At 59.1% G+C, this 16,451-nt stretch carries 16 protein-coding genes; 1 reads left to right on the forward strand and 15 read right to left on the reverse strand.

Going from position 1 to position 16,451, the window contains the following annotated elements; all coding sequences use genetic code 11:
- Positions 1-48: 48 nt before the first annotated feature.
- The 7 genes from murB to LCM21_RS11150 form a co-directional block, all read right to left on the reverse strand.
- Entirely contained in the window at positions 49-1,011 is a 963-nt protein-coding gene (murB, locus tag LCM21_RS11120; protein WP_224890674.1) for a UDP-N-acetylmuramate dehydrogenase, read from the reverse strand.
- A 257-nt stretch (positions 1,012-1,268) separates the two neighbouring features.
- A complete protein-coding gene (locus tag LCM21_RS11125) occupies positions 1,269-1,511 on the reverse strand; it encodes a DUF2484 family protein (RefSeq protein ID WP_224890675.1) in 243 nt (80 codons plus the stop codon).
- Complete coding sequence (locus tag LCM21_RS11130; protein WP_224890676.1) at positions 1,508-1,756, reverse strand: DUF2484 family protein; 249 nt, start codon at positions 1,754-1,756, stop codon at positions 1,508-1,510. The genes LCM21_RS11125 and LCM21_RS11130 overlap by 4 nt, the downstream gene beginning before the upstream one ends.
- Before the next feature lie 76 nt (positions 1,757-1,832).
- On the reverse strand, positions 1,833-3,242 hold the full coding sequence (gene murC / locus LCM21_RS11135; protein ID WP_224890677.1) for a UDP-N-acetylmuramate--L-alanine ligase: 1,410 nt from the start codon (positions 3,240-3,242) through the stop codon (positions 1,833-1,835).
- Positions 3,239-4,336 carry a UDP-N-acetylglucosamine--N-acetylmuramyl-(pentapeptide) pyrophosphoryl-undecaprenol N-acetylglucosamine transferase gene (locus LCM21_RS11140; protein ID WP_224890678.1) on the reverse strand — a complete coding sequence of 366 codons (1,098 nt, stop codon included), beginning with the start codon at positions 4,334-4,336 and terminating at the stop codon, positions 3,239-3,241. Before LCM21_RS11140 ends, murC begins: the two co-directional genes overlap by 4 nt.
- Positions 4,336-5,499, reverse strand: a complete 1,164-nt coding sequence (ftsW, locus tag LCM21_RS11145; RefSeq protein WP_068335700.1) for a putative lipid II flippase FtsW — start codon at positions 5,497-5,499, stop codon at positions 4,336-4,338. Before ftsW ends, LCM21_RS11140 begins: the two co-directional genes overlap by 1 nt.
- 169 nt (positions 5,500-5,668) lie before the next feature.
- A complete protein-coding gene (locus tag LCM21_RS11150) occupies positions 5,669-5,962 on the reverse strand; it encodes an antibiotic biosynthesis monooxygenase family protein (protein WP_224890679.1) in 294 nt (97 codons plus the stop codon).
- Positions 5,963-6,102: 140 nt separating this feature from the next.
- Between LCM21_RS11150 and LCM21_RS11155 the strand changes: the two genes are divergently transcribed.
- On the forward strand, positions 6,103-7,281 hold the full coding sequence (locus LCM21_RS11155; protein WP_224890680.1) for a BaiN/RdsA family NAD(P)/FAD-dependent oxidoreductase: 1,179 nt from the start codon (positions 6,103-6,105) through the stop codon (positions 7,279-7,281).
- On the opposite strand, the gene LCM21_RS11160 is transcribed toward LCM21_RS11155, so the two are convergent.
- The 8 genes from LCM21_RS11160 to rsmH form a co-directional block, all read right to left on the reverse strand.
- Positions 7,278-7,652, reverse strand: coding sequence for a glycine zipper family protein (locus tag LCM21_RS11160; RefSeq protein ID WP_224890681.1), 375 nt, complete (start codon positions 7,650-7,652; stop codon positions 7,278-7,280). The genes LCM21_RS11155 and LCM21_RS11160 overlap by 4 nt on opposite strands.
- Before the next feature lie 105 nt (positions 7,653-7,757).
- Positions 7,758-9,158, reverse strand: coding sequence for a UDP-N-acetylmuramoyl-L-alanine--D-glutamate ligase (gene murD / locus LCM21_RS11165; protein WP_224890898.1), 1,401 nt, complete (start codon positions 9,156-9,158; stop codon positions 7,758-7,760).
- Positions 9,159-9,308: 150 nt separating this feature from the next.
- A complete protein-coding gene (mraY, locus tag LCM21_RS11170) occupies positions 9,309-10,391 on the reverse strand; it encodes a phospho-N-acetylmuramoyl-pentapeptide-transferase (RefSeq protein WP_068335706.1) in 1,083 nt (360 codons plus the stop codon).
- 24 nt (positions 10,392-10,415) lie between these two features.
- Positions 10,416-11,810, reverse strand: coding sequence for a UDP-N-acetylmuramoyl-tripeptide--D-alanyl-D-alanine ligase (locus LCM21_RS11175; protein WP_224890682.1), 1,395 nt, complete (start codon positions 11,808-11,810; stop codon positions 10,416-10,418).
- Positions 11,807-13,288, reverse strand: coding sequence for a UDP-N-acetylmuramoyl-L-alanyl-D-glutamate--2,6-diaminopimelate ligase (locus tag LCM21_RS11180; protein ID WP_224890683.1), 1,482 nt, complete (start codon positions 13,286-13,288; stop codon positions 11,807-11,809). Before LCM21_RS11180 ends, LCM21_RS11175 begins: the two co-directional genes overlap by 4 nt.
- Positions 13,289-13,309: 21 nt before the next feature.
- The gene (locus LCM21_RS11185) at positions 13,310-15,097 is read right to left on the reverse strand and encodes a peptidoglycan D,D-transpeptidase FtsI family protein (protein ID WP_224890684.1); all 1,788 of its coding nucleotides are present in this window, start codon (positions 15,095-15,097) and stop codon (positions 13,310-13,312) included.
- Positions 15,094-15,462: a cell division protein FtsL gene (gene ftsL, locus LCM21_RS11190; protein ID WP_224890685.1), complete on the reverse strand. Its 369-nt coding sequence runs from the start codon at positions 15,460-15,462 to the stop codon at positions 15,094-15,096. Before ftsL ends, LCM21_RS11185 begins: the two co-directional genes overlap by 4 nt.
- Positions 15,459-16,451: a 16S rRNA (cytosine(1402)-N(4))-methyltransferase RsmH gene (gene rsmH, locus LCM21_RS11195; protein WP_224890686.1), complete on the reverse strand. Its 993-nt coding sequence runs from the start codon at positions 16,449-16,451 to the stop codon at positions 15,459-15,461. The genes ftsL and rsmH overlap by 4 nt, the downstream gene beginning before the upstream one ends.

Below are 16,451 nucleotides of genomic sequence, written 5' to 3' on the forward strand. Positions count from 1 at the left end.
TTGATCCGCCGCCTTTTAATTGCCTGTTATGGTGCGACGTCTGGGGCTTTAATCTGTCAGCGGATCGCCAACCCGCATGATTTCCCATTCTAGCGTGATGCCGCTTGTTTGGTAAACCTTTTTTCGCACCTCTTCCCCCAGACCTTCCAGGTCTGCGGCAGTTGCGTTCCCGGTGTTGATGAGGAAATTCGAGTGTTTCGCGCTCATCTGCGCACCACCAAGGACAGCCCCCCGCATACCAGCATCGTCGATCACCTTCCACGCCTTGAGGTCGTGAACGTCATCAGCCCGGCCCGTCGAAGAGAACCCGGCAGGGTTTCGAAAGGTGGACCCGGCGCTGCGATCCTTGGTGGGTTGGGTTTCGTCGCGTTTTTTCAGTTGCGCTTCCATGCGGGCGTGAAGTTCCTCTGGGTCGCCCGAGGGGCCTTCAAACGTGGCATCAATCAACACTGCGCCCTCGGGCAGATCGGTTTGGCGGTAGCGGAAATTCAGATCGTCAGGCGTAAGCTCGACAACCTCACCTTGCCGGGTGACGATCATAACCTTGCGCAGCACATCCGCCGTATAGCTGCCATAGCAGCCTGCATTCATCCGCACTGCACCACCAATCGAACCGGGGATCGTCCGCAGAAAGGTCAGGTCCACCCCCGCATCCGCCGCCTTACGCGCCACATGCGCATCGAGCGCTGCCGCGCCCGCAGTGACGGTGTTGCCCTCGACGTTGATCGCGTTAAAGCCACGTCCCAACCGGATCACCACGGCCCGCAAGCCGCCATCGCGGACAATCAGGTTCGATCCGACGCCCATTGGAAAGACAGGAACACCCGCTGGCAGATCGCGCAGAAACGCCCTCAGGTCGTCAACATCGGCGGGTTGGAACAGGTAATCTGCAGGTCCACCGACGCGCAACCATGTCAACTCGTTGAGAGACCGGTTTTCGGTGAGTTTGCCGCGAAAGCTCTTGAGGTTCAGATCTGTTTTCGTTTCCGCAACCACGTCCCAATTCCCCATGCGACTACCGCAGTCATCCCAAACGACAGATGAACCACAATTACGTAGCCAATCCCTGCCCGTGCGATGTCATAGGTTTCAACAGAACGCCAATACAGTGCCAGCCCAAAAAGAACAAACCATAATGCCGTTGCACCATACGCAAGCCATAGTCTGTTAAGATACGCAGCGCATAGAAAAGCAAGAAACCACCCGACAGCACCAAAGAGGATCATATGGTAAAAGAGCAATGGTGAATGCCACATCAGATCGCTCGCTCAAATCCGACGACGCAGCCACCGCCCCAAGTAAATCACCGGCCAGCGCAGGACGGAAATACCCGCAGCCAGAACCAGCAGCCCGACCCACGGGCCGTTTTTATACGTGACATATCCCAGAATGGGGATGCCGACAGCAACCAGGATATAGGCTCGGGTCCAGTGATTATCCTTGCTGGGAAGCATCGCCAGTATATTTGCTGCTACGCCCCAAAGCGCGGCAAGGGCGATCGACCAGTTCATTCAGCAACCTCCCGCCCGGTCCAACGGCGCCAATAAAAGCGGATAGGGTTGCGGAACATTGACACGAAACCTCCGAACGCCAGAACCGACCAGAACCAGCCGTGGTCATAGCCCAGCCAGATGATCAGAACCGGCGCACAGATCAGCAAAATGAAACCCGGTGGAAATTGTAGCCGCATCGGAAGCAATCCAACGACTGTGGCGCATATCACCCAGAGGGCCGCAAAGGTCATCGAATAGTCCATTGGCCTCTCCGAAGGCGCGCAGTGGTAATTGTCCGGTTGTCACACTTGCAAGTTGTGCGACAAATATCAGTTTGGGTCAAACGGCTTGTTTTCTTTGCAGTCTTACGGGCAAACCGTTTGCCCATGCACTAATGGTTCCTGCACCGAGGCACACAACCATGTCGCCGGGGCGGGCTTGCTCTCGCACGAGGCGCTCAAGGTCATCTTCGTTCAGAAGTGCGCGCGCATGGCGGTGGCCGTGGCGGATCAGGCCCTGCACCAGATCGTCGCGTGAGGCACCGGGGATCGGGTCTTCTCCGGCGGCGAAGATATCCGCGATGGCGACCACATCAGCGTCGTTGAAGCAGGTGCAGAAATCTTCGAACAGATTGGACAGGCGAGAGTAGCGGTGCGGCTGATGAACGGCGATGACGCGACCCTCGGTCGCCTGACGCGCAGCTTTCAAGACGGCGGCGATTTCAACAGGGTGATGCCCATAATCGTCGATGATCGTCACGCCGTCGACCTCGCCTACCTTGGTAAAGCGGCGATTGACTCCGCCAAAATTGGCCAATGCCTTGCGGATCTCGGCAGTTTTCATGCCGAGGTGTCGGGCTACAGCGACAGCGGACAGTGCGTTCGACACGTTGTGGTCGCCCGGCATGGGCAATGTACACCCCTCGATCACGGTGTCTTCGTATTGCAGGTGGACATCGAAATGCGCGACCCCGCCCTTGTATGTCAGGTTCACCGCCCGCACATCCGCTTGCGCGTTGAAGCCATAGGTTCGCACGCGGCGGTCGGTAATGCGACCCACCAGCGTTTGCACCTCGGCGTGGTCGGTGCAACACACGGCCAGACCGTAGAACGGAAGATTCGAAACGAATTCGTAGAACCCATCGCGCAATTTGTCGAAATCGCCCCAATGCTCCATATGCTCGGGGTCGATATTGGTGACGATGGCGATGGTTGCGGGCAGACGGTTGAACGAGCCATCGGATTCGTCGGCCTCAACAACCATCCATTCGCCCTGCCCCATACGGGCGTTCGAGCCATAGGCGTGGATGACACCCCCGTTGATCACGGTCGGGTCAAAATCACCTGCAACCATCAACTCGGCCATCATCGTGGTCGTGGTTGTCTTACCATGGGTTCCGGCAACAGCGATGTTCGAGCGCAGGCGCATCAGCTCGGCCAGCATGTCGGCGCGGCGCACAACAGGCAGCCCCCGCGCACGCGCACCATCAAGTTCCGGGTTACCCGGTTTGATCGCGGTCGACACTACAACGACAGCAGCGTTTTCAAGGTTCTCTGCGCGTTGTTCTACAAAAATCTCAGCCCCCAGACCTGCCAGCCGATCCGTGATTTTCGAGGTCTTCAGATCTGATCCCTGAACCCGGTATCCTAAGTTCAGCAAAACCTCGGCAATTCCAGACATCCCTATCCCGCCGATCCCCACGAAATGGATCAGCCCGACGTCTTGCGGCAGTTTGGTTGCAGGATTCATGCGGTCTCCTTCTGCGCCAGATCTTCGACAAGATGTACCAAGCGCTCGGTTGCATCCGGGGTGCCCGTCGACAGGGCGGCCTGGGCCATCTTTTGCGCCGCTTCCGGGTTGGTCAGAACTGAGGTGATTTGCTCGGTCAGCGACGAAACGTCAAGGGCATTCTCGGGGATCATGATCGCCCCGCCCGCCTGTACCAAGCCACGGGCATTCGCAGTCTGGTGGTCGCCAGCAGCGGCAGCAAACGGGATCAGAATCGATGGCCTTCCTATAACCGAAATGTCGGCAACACTGGACGCGCCCGAACGTGAGATAACCAGTTGCGCGTCCGAAATGCGGCGCGGGACATCCAGAAAGAAAGGTTCAACCTCGGCCCTGATGCCGTGGTCGGAGTAGAACGCCGCAACACGTGCGCCATCCTCGTCACGGGCTTGATGGGCAACACGAATATGGCCGCGCAGGCCGTCTGGCAAAGCGGCAATCGCACCGGGCACTACGTCGCTGAGGATGCGTGCACCCTGCGACCCACCCATCACCAGAATCGACATCGGATAATCGCCGGGCGGAATATAGCCCGCTGCTGCGCGCTCCAGCACGGCGGCACGGACGGGGTTGCCAGTGTGAATCCCTTTGGCACCTTGGGGCAAGTCTGTGGGCCAAGTGCCGCAGGCGACTTGCGAAACGCGGGTAGCAAACAATTTGTTAACCCGCCCCAGAACCCCGTTCTGTTCATGGATCATACGCGGGACGTTCAGCAAGGTTGCCGCGCCCAGCGCAGGAATCGAGGGATAGCCACCGAACCCCACAACAACATCCGGCCGGTCGCGCATCATCTGCATTGCCATGCTGGTCACGCCGCCCGCAATCTTGGGTCCGACCAGCGCCTTGGCGGCCAGACCACCGCGCGCGAATGTGGCCGAGGACGCCTCAACAATCTCGGTCGAATGCGGAAAACCAAGAGTATAACGCGCACCACGCGGGTCGGTGGACAGACGCACGCGCCACCCCTTGTTCAGCATCGCCTCGGCCAGCGCCTGCGCGGGGAACATATGCCCGCCGGTGCCGCCCGCAGCAATCAGAAGATACGGTTTGCTCATCAACCTCGTCCGCGCAGAATGTCACCGAATTCGCCCTGAGGGCGGGTCCGGGTGAAGGCCAGCAACATGCCAACCGCAATACCACCCGCAATAAGTGACGAGCCGCCATAGCTGACAAACGGTAGCGTCATGCCCTTGGCGGGCAGCAACCGCACTGCGACCCCCATGTTGATCATGGCCTGAACGCCAAAAATGCAGGCCAAACCGGTACCGGCCAGACGGATGAACATATCCCGTTCGCGCATCAGGCGCAGCAACGACCGCACGACGATCAGCGCGTAGAGCGCAATGATGATCAGGACCAGAACAAGGCCGTATTCTTCGGCCGCAACCGCAATGATGAAATCCGTGTGCGCGTCGGGCAGTGACCATTTCACCTGCCCCTCGCCTACGCCAACACCGAACAATCCACCTTCACGGATGGCGTTGGTGGCATAGCCGATTTGCGTGGTCGGATCGACTTCCTGATTCAGAAATCCATCTATGCGACGGGCAAAATGTTCTGAATTCGAGTAGGCCAGCATACCGGCCAGCACGACCGCCCCGGCCATCCCCACCAGCAGCAGCATCGGCGCCCCGGCCACGAAGTACATCACGCCCCAGCCGAACAAAATCAAACAGGCCTGCCCGAAGTCGGGCTGTAATACCAACATACCAACGATCGCCATGCACAACGCAAACGACCAAAGCCGCCCCGGAGGGCCGTTAATTTCCTGCGATGCGGCCAGCAACCATGCGGCCACGACGATAAAGCCGGGCTTCAAAAACTCCGATGGTTGCAACGAGCCAAAACCCAGCGAGTACCAGCGCACGGCGCCTTTACCAAAATCGGTGCCAAAAACGGGCAGAAAGACCAGCGCCACGAAAGCACCCAAAAACCCAAGAATGGCCAGACGCCGAACCAGCGTCGGCGACATCATCGAGGTCAACAGCATCGCAATCAGCGCCAATCCACCAAAGATCGCCTGACGTTCGACATAGTGGAATGGATCAAACCCGTTGCGGCCTGCCAGCGGTGGCGATGAAGCCAACCCAAGCAACAGCCCGATGACAAACAGGATCAGCACGCAGGACATGGTCCAGCGATCAATCGTGCGCCACCATTTTGGTAGAATCGGTTCACCGCGCTGGTCCTGGACCGCGCCATACACCATCTCAGTCATGAGATACCGCCACTCTCTGCCTCATCCGCGCCTCGTTTTTCGAGGTCTACTAATGAGTCTACAGGGATTTTGGCATTTGGGCCAGCAGAATGAGGGCGCAACAGCGGAATTTGGCCCCCAAAGCCGCCGTTCCGGGTAAGGAAGATAGTTTCCTATCCCGCAGACCTACTTATTCGACAAGATCGTAGTGCTTGATCGTCCGGGATTCGACCAATTCAGCCTCGGCCGGGTCAATATGCGGGCTGTTGTAATCCTCACCCACAAAGGCCTTTAACGCATCCAGGCTGCGCCAGACCATAACGAAACTAAACTCGCGCGGCGTTTCCGAACGCGGAGCACCGGGAAGGACCTCAACAATTCCTTGTGTGTTTTTCATTAGGGGTATCGCGGTCTCGTGGAAGAACTCTGAGAACTCCGCCTCTTTACCGGGTCGAACCGTGACTTGGAAAATGCGCACGATCATTGGGGTGCCCTCCTTCAGCGCAGATCTGTCTCGATGTCTGCGCCTGCAGAAGTTTACCACAACACCTCTCATTTCCCTTACATGGGCTTTCTGGTCTGCTTCCACTTGATATCCGGCACAATTCACGCCATGCGCTGCCCATGACCTTTGATACGATCATCCTGGGGGCCGGTGCTGCCGGCATGATGTGCGCGGCCCATTGCGGCGGGCGCGTTCTGGTGATCGACCATGCAAAAGCCCCGGGTGAGAAAATCCGCATCTCGGGCGGTGGGCGCTGCAACTTTACCAATATGTATGCTGGACCCGACAACTTCTTGTCGCAGAACTCTCATTTCTGCAAATCCGCATTGGCGCGCTACACACAGTGGGATTTCATCGATCTGGTTGGGCGCCACAAGATCGCGTGGCATGAGAAAACCTTGGGCCAACTGTTTTGCGACGGGTCGTCTAAGCAAATTATTCAACTGTTGCTGTCCGAGATGGACCGCGCCGGGGCTGAGCTGTGGCTGCGCACCGAGTTGAAGGACCTGCGCAAGACAGACTCAGGGTTCATGTTGGATTTTGACCGCGAGGGGCAGCGCCTCAACGTGACCTGTACCAATCTGGTCCTGGCTACAGGTGGCAAGTCAATCCCCAAGATGGGTGCAACCGGGCTGGCCTATGATATTGCCCGCCAGTTCGGCCTGCGGATCACCGATACGCGCGCCGCGCTTGTGCCCTTAACATTCTCGGACGGTAAGTTCAAAGACCTGTCCGGTGTATCCTTGCCCGTACGTCTGTCCAACGACCGCACCAGCTTTGACGAGGCGCTGCTTTTCACCCATCGCGGCCTTAGCGGACCGGCGGTTCTGCAGCTGTCGTCCTATTGGCGCGAAGGTGAAGCGATCCGGGTCAACATGATCCCTGATCTGCCCCTGTTTGACCTGCTGCGAGATCAGCGACAGGCCGCAGGCCGCAAGGCGTTGACCACCGAATTGGCGCGTCACCTTCCCGCGCGGCTTGTGGATTACCTGTCCCAGAATATCCAGATGCAGGGCAATCTGGCCGATCAGCCCGACTCTGCGCTGACCAAGTTAACCGCAGCGCTCAGCAACTGGGAACTGACCCCCTCAGGCACCGAAGGCTATCGCACTGCCGAGGTCACGCTGGGCGGGATCGACACTGATGACCTGTCTTCAAAAACAATGGAGGCCAGGAATGTCCCCGGCCTCTATGCAATTGGTGAAGCGGTCGATATCACCGGGTGGCTGGGCGGCTACAACTTCCAGTGGGCGTGGTCCTCTGGCCATGCCGCCGGAACAGCCATCGCAGCCCATTAGCCTACGACGTTATAGCCACGTCCGCGCATGCAGTTGCGCACGATGACTTCCTGGTTCTGGGTGTTGTTGATCGCACTTGCGCCAGCCCCAACCAAAGCACCCGCGGCCGCTGCACGGCCCAGATTGTCGCTGCTGTCCTGAATGATTGCAGTCGTTGCCGCGGCACCCGCGGCACCAACCGCTGCCGCACCGGCGGTTCTGCCGTCCACAGTGCCTTGTGTTCTTGCCAAGGCCTGACAATTCGCCAGGTCGGATTGGTAATTCGGTCCAACTGGCCCATCAACGATTGGGACATAGTTTGCGCCCACATTCGTGCAGGCGGCAACCGCCAGACAAGCGGGAAAGATTAATGAAAACTTACGGTATGGCATAGTCATAACCTCGTGTTGCATTTGCCCGAAGCCAAACGCAATTGCCAAGGCGCGTCAAGCTGATAGCACCCTAGCTTGGCCCAACAGGCGGTCTATTGCAAATGGCTATTCCGCAAGCCTTTGCCGAACCTGCGCAGTAAAGTCTTCTCCGCGCTGTTCGAAGTTGTCGTATTGATCAAAACTGGCCGCTGCCGGTGCAAGCAACACTGTCTCTCCTGGTTGCGCATCGGCCATGGCTTGCGCAACGGCTTCCTCCATCGTTGTGCAGACCTGCGCCTCAGCTTTTAGCTGCATGGCAAAGCCAGCAGCCTCTCGCCCGATCACGTAGGCTTTTATCACTTGGTCTGCTGCGGCGTTCAGGGCGGCCAAGCCACCTTCTTTCTCAAGTCCGCCGCAAATCCACCTGATCTTCTTGAAGGCATTCAAAGCCCTCAGCGCACTTTCCACGTTGGTGGCCTTGGAGTCGTTCACATAAGTCACGCCGTTAGCTTCGGCGATGATCTGGCTTCGATGTGGCAAGCCGGGATAGCTGTAAAGCGCATCCTCAATCACACGCGGTGCAAGACCTAGGGCGCGACAGGCCGCATAGGCGGCGCAGGCGTTCTGATGATTATGCGCGCCCGGTAACCCCTTGATCTGGCGCAGGTCAATTGATCCAGCCTGCCGCCCTTTTCGATACTCGGACAGAAAGCCCTTGCGCGCAAAGACCTGCCACCCCGGCCCAGTCAGCTTCCGCGATACCGAGATACGGATGACACGATCGTCAACCGGCCCTTCCGAAAGCTGCCCCGCCAAGAACGCGCCTTCTTTTTCATCCACCCCGATGATGGCGCGGTCTGGGCCACCCTCGGCAAACAAACGACGTTTGGCTGCAAAATAGCCGCCCATCCCCCCATGCCGGTCCAGATGATCTGGTGAGAGATTGGTGAACACGGCCACGTCTGGCGTCAACGCGCGCGCCAGCTCGGTCTGATAGCTGGAAAGTTCAAGAACAACGACGGACCCATCCCCGCCGGGTTCGATATCCAACACTCCGCGTCCGATATTGCCCGCCAACTGCGCCTCACGCCCAGCTTCGGTAAGAATGTGATGGATTAGTGCCGCAGTGGTCGATTTCCCATTCGACCCCGTCACCGCAATCACACGCGGCGGAGTGTCATAGCTGTTCCATTCTGGCCCTGCAAAGGACCGGAAAAACAGCCCTATGTCGTTGTCTACCGGAACGCCTGCCTCTAGCGCGGCTGCCACAACCGGGTTTGGTTCGGGATAAAGATGCGGAATACCCGGCGACACAATCAGCGACGCGACCCCTTCGAAAGCACCGTTGCGAAGCAGATCGACACAGACGAGCCCTTCGGCTTCGGCCCTTTCCCGCGCGGCTGGATTGTCATCCCAACAAAGCGGCTCGGCCATGCCAGCCCGCAATGCGCGGGCCGCGGCCAGACCTGACCGACCAAGCCCCAGAACCGCAACCTTCTGACCCGAGAACCCTTTCACAGGGATCATGCCACCCACCTTTTTCTGACGTCCAATTCGCCGCCACACTGCGCAGAAGAAATCACCGATGGCAAGGGCAGCAAAAGGCTCGCGCATCAGCGCGAGCCGGGCCCAACAGGTGGCAGGTGGACCGCAGGTCCGCCGAACCTGGCGGGAGCGTTACCGGACCTTCAAAGTCGCAAGACCAATCATCGCAAGGATCAGCGAGATAATCCAAAAGCGGATCACGATTGTCGGCTCAGCCCAGCCCTTTTTCTCATAGTGATGGTGTATTGGTGCCATCAAGAAAACACGCCGCCCGGTTCGTTTGAAATACAGCACCTGAATGATCACACTCAGCGCTTCGACCACGAACAACCCACCGACTACCGCCAATACCAGCTCGTGCTTGGTCGCCACTGCGATCGCGCCCAACGCGCCGCCCAGTGCCAGCGATCCGGTATCGCCCATGAACACAGCCGCGGGCGGGGCGTTATACCACAGAAACCCAAGACCGCCCCCAAACAATGCTGCGGTAAAGATCAGGATTTCTCCGGTTCCCGGCACGTAATGCACATCCAGATACTCGGTGAAGTCGACCCGCCCGACGGCATAGGCGATGACACCCAAGGTCGACGCCGCGATCATTGCCGGCATGATCGCCAGCCCGTCCAGACCATCAGTCAGGTTCACTGCATTCGCCGCCCCTACGATAACCACGACCGCAAAGGGAATATAGAAAACCCCAAGGTTGACCAGAGTGTCCTTGAAGACCGGAACCGCCATCTGGTTCTGCAAGGCTTCGGGATGATGCAATGACGCCCAAAGCGACGCCAGAACGGCAATTATCACGCCCAGCGCCAGTCGCATCCTACTCGACACACCCTTGGTGTTCTGTTTCGATACCTTGGCGAAATCATCCGCAAAACCAATCGCCGCATATGCCAGCGTCACGAACAGCACCATCCAAACATAAGGGTTGTCCCACCGCGCCCAGACCAGCGTTGACGTCACCAACGCGCCAACAATCAGCAACCCGCCCATCGTGGGCGTTCCTGCCTTGGAAAAATGCCCCTCGGGTCCGTCATCCCGGATTGGCTGACCCTTACCTTGCTTCTTTCGAAGCACGTTGATCAGGGGCTTGCCAAAGATGAACCCAAAAATCAGCGCCGTCAAAAAGGCCCCGCCCGCACGGAACGTGATATAGCGGAAGAGGTTAAAGAAATCGCCTCCATCCGACAGGGCGGTCAACCAATACAGCATGTCAAAACCTTTCCAACGCGGCGATCATAAGCCAGGCGCGCTCCCTTGCCCCATTTTCCGCAAACCGTCAACAATCTGAGCCAGCGCCATGCTCAGTGAACCCTTGGCCAAAACCGTGTCGCCTGCGCGGACCAGCTCCGGCAGATGCTTAGCCATTTCGGCGCTGGTTTCACACCACCGCCCACGCTTGTCTTTGGGCAGCGCATCATGCAGCGCCTTCATCAGCGGACCAATACTATGGACTTGATCCACCCGCGCCATCGCGCCAATGCCTGCCAACCCGGCATGCATGGCGACTTCCTGTCCGCCCAATTCCTTCATATCCCCCAGAAACGCAATCCTGCGCGCAGCTTTCGACGCCGCGAGAACGTCCAGCGCAGCCTCCATCGAGGTGGGGTTGGCATTATAGCTGTCGTCCAGCAGCTCGATTTCGCCCCCTGTAGCCAAGGGTAAGATTTCGCGCACGCCCCTACCCTTGACCGGCGACCATTGCTTCAGGCCAGCGATTGCGTCGTCAAGATCAACGCCCATCTCAACGCAGGCCGCCAGAGCACCCAGAGCGTTCATGGCGAAATGAGCGCCCGCCGACTGCACATCGTATGTAAAAGCCTGGGTTTCCAATGTTGCATCGGCGCGGACCGAGCCGTTTACTTGTGCAACGCCGGTCAGGACGTAATCCGCGGCCTTGCGGCCAAAATCGACGATCTTTGCACCCTGATCCCGCGCGGTCTGGCGCAGAATGTTTGCATATTCGATATCGGCATTCACGATGGCCACACCGCCGGGTTCAAGCCCTTCGAAAATCGCGGCTTTTTCATGAGCGATGCCTGCAACTGAATCAAAAGCCTCCAGATGCACCGCCGCCACGGTCGTAACCAATGCGACATGCGGCCGTGCCTGACGGGCCAAGGGCGCAATCTCTCCGGGGTGGTTCATTCCGATCTCGATCACGGCGAATTCGGTATCGCGCGGCATCCGCGCCAACGTCAGTGGTACGCCCCAATGGTTGTTGTAGCTGGCGACGCTGGCATGAGTTTTTCCCTGCGTTTCAAAGATGGTGGCCAGCATTTCCTTGGTCGACGTCTTTCCCACACTACCGGTGACACCCACCACCCGCGCCCCGGTGCGGGCGCGCCCGGCCTTGCCCAGCGCCTCTAGCCCGGCCTGGACATCCGCGACAACAAGCAACGGTGCGTCTTGGGAAACGCCATCAGGGATGCGCGACACGAGCGCTGCTCCAGCGCCCTTTTCCAAGGCCTGCGCTACGAAATCATGCCCGTCACGCGCGGCTTTCAACGCTACAAACAGGTCGCCGGGTTGGAGGGTTCTCGTGTCGATCGACACGCCATTCACGTCCCAGTCGGTTGTTGCATGCCCGCCGGTGGCTTCGGCAGCCTCGGCTGCGGTCCACAGCGTCATGCCACCCTCCCATCCAGCGCGGCCACGCTGATGCTGGCTTGTTCCACGTCGTCAAACGGCAAGACCTGATCGCCGACAATCTGGCCCGTTTCGTGCCCCTTCCCTGCAATCAGCAGCGCGTCACCGGGTTGGAGCGCATCAACGCCGCGCAGGATGGCCTCGGCGCGGTCACCCACTTCGGTGGCGTCGGGTGCGCCCAAAAGGACAGCGGCGCGGATGGTCGCCGGATCTTCGCTGCGAGGGTTGTCGTCAGTGACAAACACAACATCTGCGTGATCAGCGGCGGCTTTGCCCATGAGCGGACGTTTGGTTGCATCGCGATCCCCTCCAGCACCGACAATCGCAATCAGGCGCCCCATGACATGCGGTCGCATCGCCTTTAGCGCCGTCGCTACAGCATCTGGCGTATGGGCATAGTCGACAAAAACCGTTGCTCCGTTCTGGCGTGTGGCAGCCAGTTGCATCCGGCCCCGGACAGTCGTGAGATGAGGCAAGGTTTCGAACACGCGCTCGGGGTCGTCACCCGCCGCGATGACCAGACCACAGGCCAGCAGAATATTTTCGGCCTGGAACCCGCCGATCAGATTCAAGCGCGCTTGGAGCACTTTGCCTTGCCAGGAAAAGCGCAAATCCTGCCCGGTTGCATCAAAACGCTGGCCTATCAAGCTCAGATCGGCATCGCCCGACCCAACCGTAAGAACCGATTGCCCGCGCGCTTCGGCGATTTTGCGGACGTCTGCGCCTTTGGGGTCGCTCATATTGATCACAACGGTGCCGTCCTGCGGCAGAACACGGTCGAACAGCCCGGCCTTGGCGGCAAAATACGCCTCGAAAGTTTCGTGGTAATCCAGATGGTCCTGCGAAAAGTTCGAAAATCCTGCGGCGGTCAGATGCACACCGTCCAAACGGCGCTGTTCGAGCCCGTGCGAGGATGCCTCCATCGCGGCATGGGTCACACCGTTTTCTGCGGCCTCGGCCAGGCAACGATGCAACGTAATGGGTTCCGGCGTGGTATGCGCCAGCGGGGTTGTCCATGCCCCTTCGACACCCGTGGTCCCAAGGTTGACGGCCGAATGTCCAAGCTCGGTCCAGATTTGGCGGACAAAGGTGGCGACCGAGGTCTTCCCATTGGTTCCTGTAACAGCAACGATGGTCTCAGGCTGCACGCCGAACCAAAGGGCGGCGCACCCGGCCAGTGCCTGACGCGGGTCTTCGGCCACGATCAGCGCGGCGTGCGACGCGGCCAGCTCCTCAGCGGCAATTTCAGCACCCTTGGCGTCTGTCAGGATCGCCGCAGCCCCCATCCGCAAAGCATATTGGATGAACTCTCCACCATGCACGCGGGTACCGGGCAAAGCGGCAAAAAGGAAGCCGTCCTTTACCTCGCGGCTATCAACGGCAAGGCCAGTGATGTCGGGATTTGCACCACCCCGGGCGGTCAGGGCCAATTGGCTGAGTGTTTTTGTCCTTGTGCCCATGCCCCACCTCTACCGCACAGCCTAATTCGAGGTCAGGGTTATAGCAGCGCTCGCCTCAGGCTCAAGCCGGGGGCGCAGGCCCAATAATGGTGCAATGCGTCCAATCAACTCGGCGGCAACGGGAACTGCCGTCCAACCCGCCGTCCGACGCTTTTCACCATAGGCAACGATGGACGGTTCATCCAACGTCACGATCAGCACATATTTGGGATCGTACGCGGGGAAGAAGGTCGCAAAAGTGGCAATCACCTTGTCATCGTAATAGCCACCGCGCGGTTTGGACTTGTCCGCCGTGCCTGTTTTGCCGGCCACATCATATCCCGCGACATCGCCAAAGCTTGCAGTTCCATCCGTCACCACGCGGCGCAGCATATTCTGCGCTTGTTTGGCCGCGTTCTCTGACATGACGCGCGGGCCATATTGCGGCCCGTTCTTGCGCAGGATGGTCGGGCTGACATAGTGACCGCCATTGGCAATCGCCGCATACCCCGCAGCCAGATGCATCGGGCTGGTCGAAAGACCGTGGCCATAGGAAATGGTTACAGTGCTCAGTTCGCCCCATTTCTTGGGCTTCAGCGGTTCGCCCCCGGCTGCCTCGACGATTTCAAAAGGCGTAGGCTTGAACATACCCAGCGCCTCAAGGAAATCCTGCTGGCGTTTTGCACCGATCTGCAAGGCCAGCCGCCCGGTCCCCCGGTTCGAGCTGTGGACGATCACGTCCGCCACGCTGATCTTGCCGTAATTCTTGCCGTTGAATTCACCGATCGGGAAACGCCCGATCCGCATCGGACCCGAGGTGTCGATGATCGTTTCGGAATTCACCAAGCCCAACTGCACCGCCTGAGCGGCCGTGAAAATCTTGAAAACCGATCCCAGCTCGTAAACGCCCTGCACATAGCGGTTGAACAGCGGACTGTCCGAGGGGTCAAAGCCCGATGTAGGCGGGCGTGGGCGGTCGTTCGGGTCGAAAGACGGTAGCGAAGCAGCCGAGACGACCTCACCCGTATGCGCGTTCATCAACACGGCGGACGCGCCCTTGGCATTCATGATCTTCATGCCGCCGTAAAGCACCTGCTCGACCGCAGCCTGAACGGTCAAATCCAGCGACAGCTGCAGAGGCTTGTTGCCGTTGGCCGGGTCACGCAGATAGTCGTCGAATTGCTTTTCAACGCCCGCGACACCAATCACCTCGGCGGCGCTGACGCCTTCGCGGCCAAAGCCCGAGCCGCCCAGAATATGCGCGGCCAGCTTGCCGTTGGGATAAAGCCGCATCTCACGCGGGCCGAACAGGATGCCGGGGTCGCCAATGTCATGGACGGCCTGCTTCTGCTCGGGCGAGATGCGTTTCTTGATCCACAGGAATTTACGATTTCCGGTGAAGTCTTTGATCAGGCGTTCTTTTTCAAGATCAGGGAAGATCGCAACCAGTTGATCGGCGGCGGCCTCGGGGTCGATCATCAAAGGGGGCTGCGCATAGACCGAGTAGGTATCCAGATTAGTCGCCAGAATACGGCCTTCGCGATCGACGATATTTGCGCGCTGCATGGCAATCGCGGCACCGGGGGCACTGGCCAGCGGCTCTTGCGCCTCGGACGTGGCGAGCATCCCCATCCGCACCCCGACTACCGAGAACGCGCAGAAAAAGAAGAGACCCAATACCAAAAGACGCCCTTCGGCACGAGCGCGGGCACGGTCTTTCATATCCTCATGACGCTGGCGGATATTTTCTCGTTCAATTGCCTTGGGGTTTTCGCCCCGCGCGCGGGCGTCAAGAATACGGGCCAGAGGGCGCAGCGGTGTCCGTGTCATGGAATCTGCACCTCACCCAGCGCCTGAGTGCTGGTAATGGCCTGTAACTCGATCGGATCAACGATGGGCAGGTCCGGGTCCTCGGCATAGGCAACCTGATCGGCCCGACCGAATTGTTCGGCGCGCAGTGGCAACAAACCCAGACGTTCAAAGTTCAGATCCGCTAGTTCGCGCAGCCGGTCAGGCCGGTTGAGATAGGCCCATTCAGCGTTCAATACAGCCAAACGCACCTGCGCGATCCCGATCTCGCGCTGCAGTTTCTGCGTTTCCTTGACCACCTGTTGAGTGCGGAAGTTTTCCTGATATGCCCAAAGCGCCAGCCCAAACACGGACAAGGCAGTCAATACATACAAAACACTCTTCATTTCATCCTTCCCCCGAGTTGCGGCATCCCAATGGCGCGGGCCTCAATTTCCCCCGCCGGAGCATCTGTCCGCACCGCGACACGCAATTTAGCCGAGCGCGCACGCGGATTTTCCTGCAATTCCTGCGCATCTGGTCCAATGGCCTTGCGTGTTTTGAGCGTGAATTGCGGCTGCTCCTGTTCCACCTCAGGCGCATAGCGGTTGGCACGCCCCGTCTTGCCCGCACGTGACTGAAAGAACCGTTTGACCATCCGATCCTCGATCGAATGAAAGGTGACCACGGCCAACTGCCCACCGGGTCTCAATGCCCGTTCAGCGGCCATAAGGCCTTGGAATAACTCTTCGTATTCTGCGTTCACCGCAATCCGAAGCCCTTGAAAGCTGCGCGTCGCAGGATGAGACTGGCCGGGTTTCGGGCGCGGCAGGCAGGATTCGATGATTTCAGCTAAACGCAGGGTCGTGGTGATCGGGTCCTGTGCCCGCGCTGTCACAATGGCCTTCGCGATCCGGCGGCTGGCGCGCTCTTCACCATAGTGGAAAAGAATATCCGCCAACTGCGCCTCGGTTGCCGTGTTGACCAAATCAGCGGCGCTTTCACCTTCCTGGCTCATCCGCATGTCCAGCGGACCGTCTTTCATGAAAGAAAACCCGCGCTCGGCTTGATCCAACTGCATGGAGGACACGCCAAGGTCCAACACTACCCCGTCCAGGTCCAAAGCGTATTCATCCATCCGCGAAAAAACGCCTTGTTGCATCACCAGCCGGTCGCCATAGGCAGACGCCCACGCTGCAGCCATTTCAAACGCCAAAGGATCACGATCAACGGCGATAACCTTGTCAGCTCCAGCGTCCAACAGGCCGCGTGTGTACCCGCCCGCACCAAAAGTGCCGTCCAGCCAAACTCCCGACACCGGCGCAACGGCGGCCAGTAACGGGCGCAGCAGAACAGGGATGTGAGGTTTGTCAGAAGGGGTTTCAGCGTCGGCCAT

The sequence above is a fragment of the Ruegeria profundi genome, from assembly GCF_020171505.1.
GTDB lineage: Bacteria > Pseudomonadota > Alphaproteobacteria > Rhodobacterales > Rhodobacteraceae > Ruegeria > Ruegeria profundi.

Bases quoted from the DNA above. Each gene is read 5' to 3' on its own strand.
- murB (WP_224890674.1), bottom strand. From the start codon at position 1,011: ATGGGGAATTGGGACGTGGTTGCGGAAACGAAAACAGATCTGAACCTC.
- LCM21_RS11125 (WP_224890675.1), bottom strand. From the start codon at position 1,511: ATGAACTGGTCGATCGCCCTTGCCGCGCTTTGGGGCGTAGCAGCAAAT.
- LCM21_RS11130 (WP_224890676.1), bottom strand. From the start codon at position 1,756: ATGGACTATTCGATGACCTTTGCGGCCCTCTGGGTGATATGCGCCACA.
- murC (WP_224890677.1), bottom strand. From the start codon at position 3,242: ATGAATCCTGCAACCAAACTGCCGCAAGACGTCGGGCTGATCCATTTC.
- LCM21_RS11140 (WP_224890678.1), bottom strand. From the start codon at position 4,336: ATGAGCAAACCGTATCTTCTGATTGCTGCGGGCGGCACCGGCGGGCAT.
- ftsW (WP_068335700.1), bottom strand. From the start codon at position 5,499: ATGACTGAGATGGTGTATGGCGCGGTCCAGGACCAGCGCGGTGAACCG.
- LCM21_RS11150 (WP_224890679.1), bottom strand. From the start codon at position 5,962: ATGATCGTGCGCATTTTCCAAGTCACGGTTCGACCCGGTAAAGAGGCG.
- LCM21_RS11155 (WP_224890680.1), top strand. From the start codon at position 6,103: ATGACCTTTGATACGATCATCCTGGGGGCCGGTGCTGCCGGCATGATG.
- LCM21_RS11160 (WP_224890681.1), bottom strand. From the start codon at position 7,652: ATGCCATACCGTAAGTTTTCATTAATCTTTCCCGCTTGTCTGGCGGTT.
- murD (WP_224890898.1), bottom strand. From the start codon at position 9,158: ATGATCCCTGTGAAAGGGTTCTCGGGTCAGAAGGTTGCGGTTCTGGGG.
- mraY (WP_068335706.1), bottom strand. From the start codon at position 10,391: ATGCTGTATTGGTTGACCGCCCTGTCGGATGGAGGCGATTTCTTTAAC.
- LCM21_RS11175 (WP_224890682.1), bottom strand. From the start codon at position 11,810: ATGACGCTGTGGACCGCAGCCGAGGCTGCCGAAGCCACCGGCGGGCAT.
- LCM21_RS11180 (WP_224890683.1), bottom strand. From the start codon at position 13,288: ATGGGCACAAGGACAAAAACACTCAGCCAATTGGCCCTGACCGCCCGG.
- LCM21_RS11185 (WP_224890684.1), bottom strand. From the start codon at position 15,097: ATGACACGGACACCGCTGCGCCCTCTGGCCCGTATTCTTGACGCCCGC.
- ftsL (WP_224890685.1), bottom strand. From the start codon at position 15,462: ATGAAGAGTGTTTTGTATGTATTGACTGCCTTGTCCGTGTTTGGGCTG.
- rsmH (WP_224890686.1), bottom strand. From the start codon at position 16,451: ATGGCCGACGCTGAAACCCCTTCTGACAAACCTCACATCCCTGTTCTG.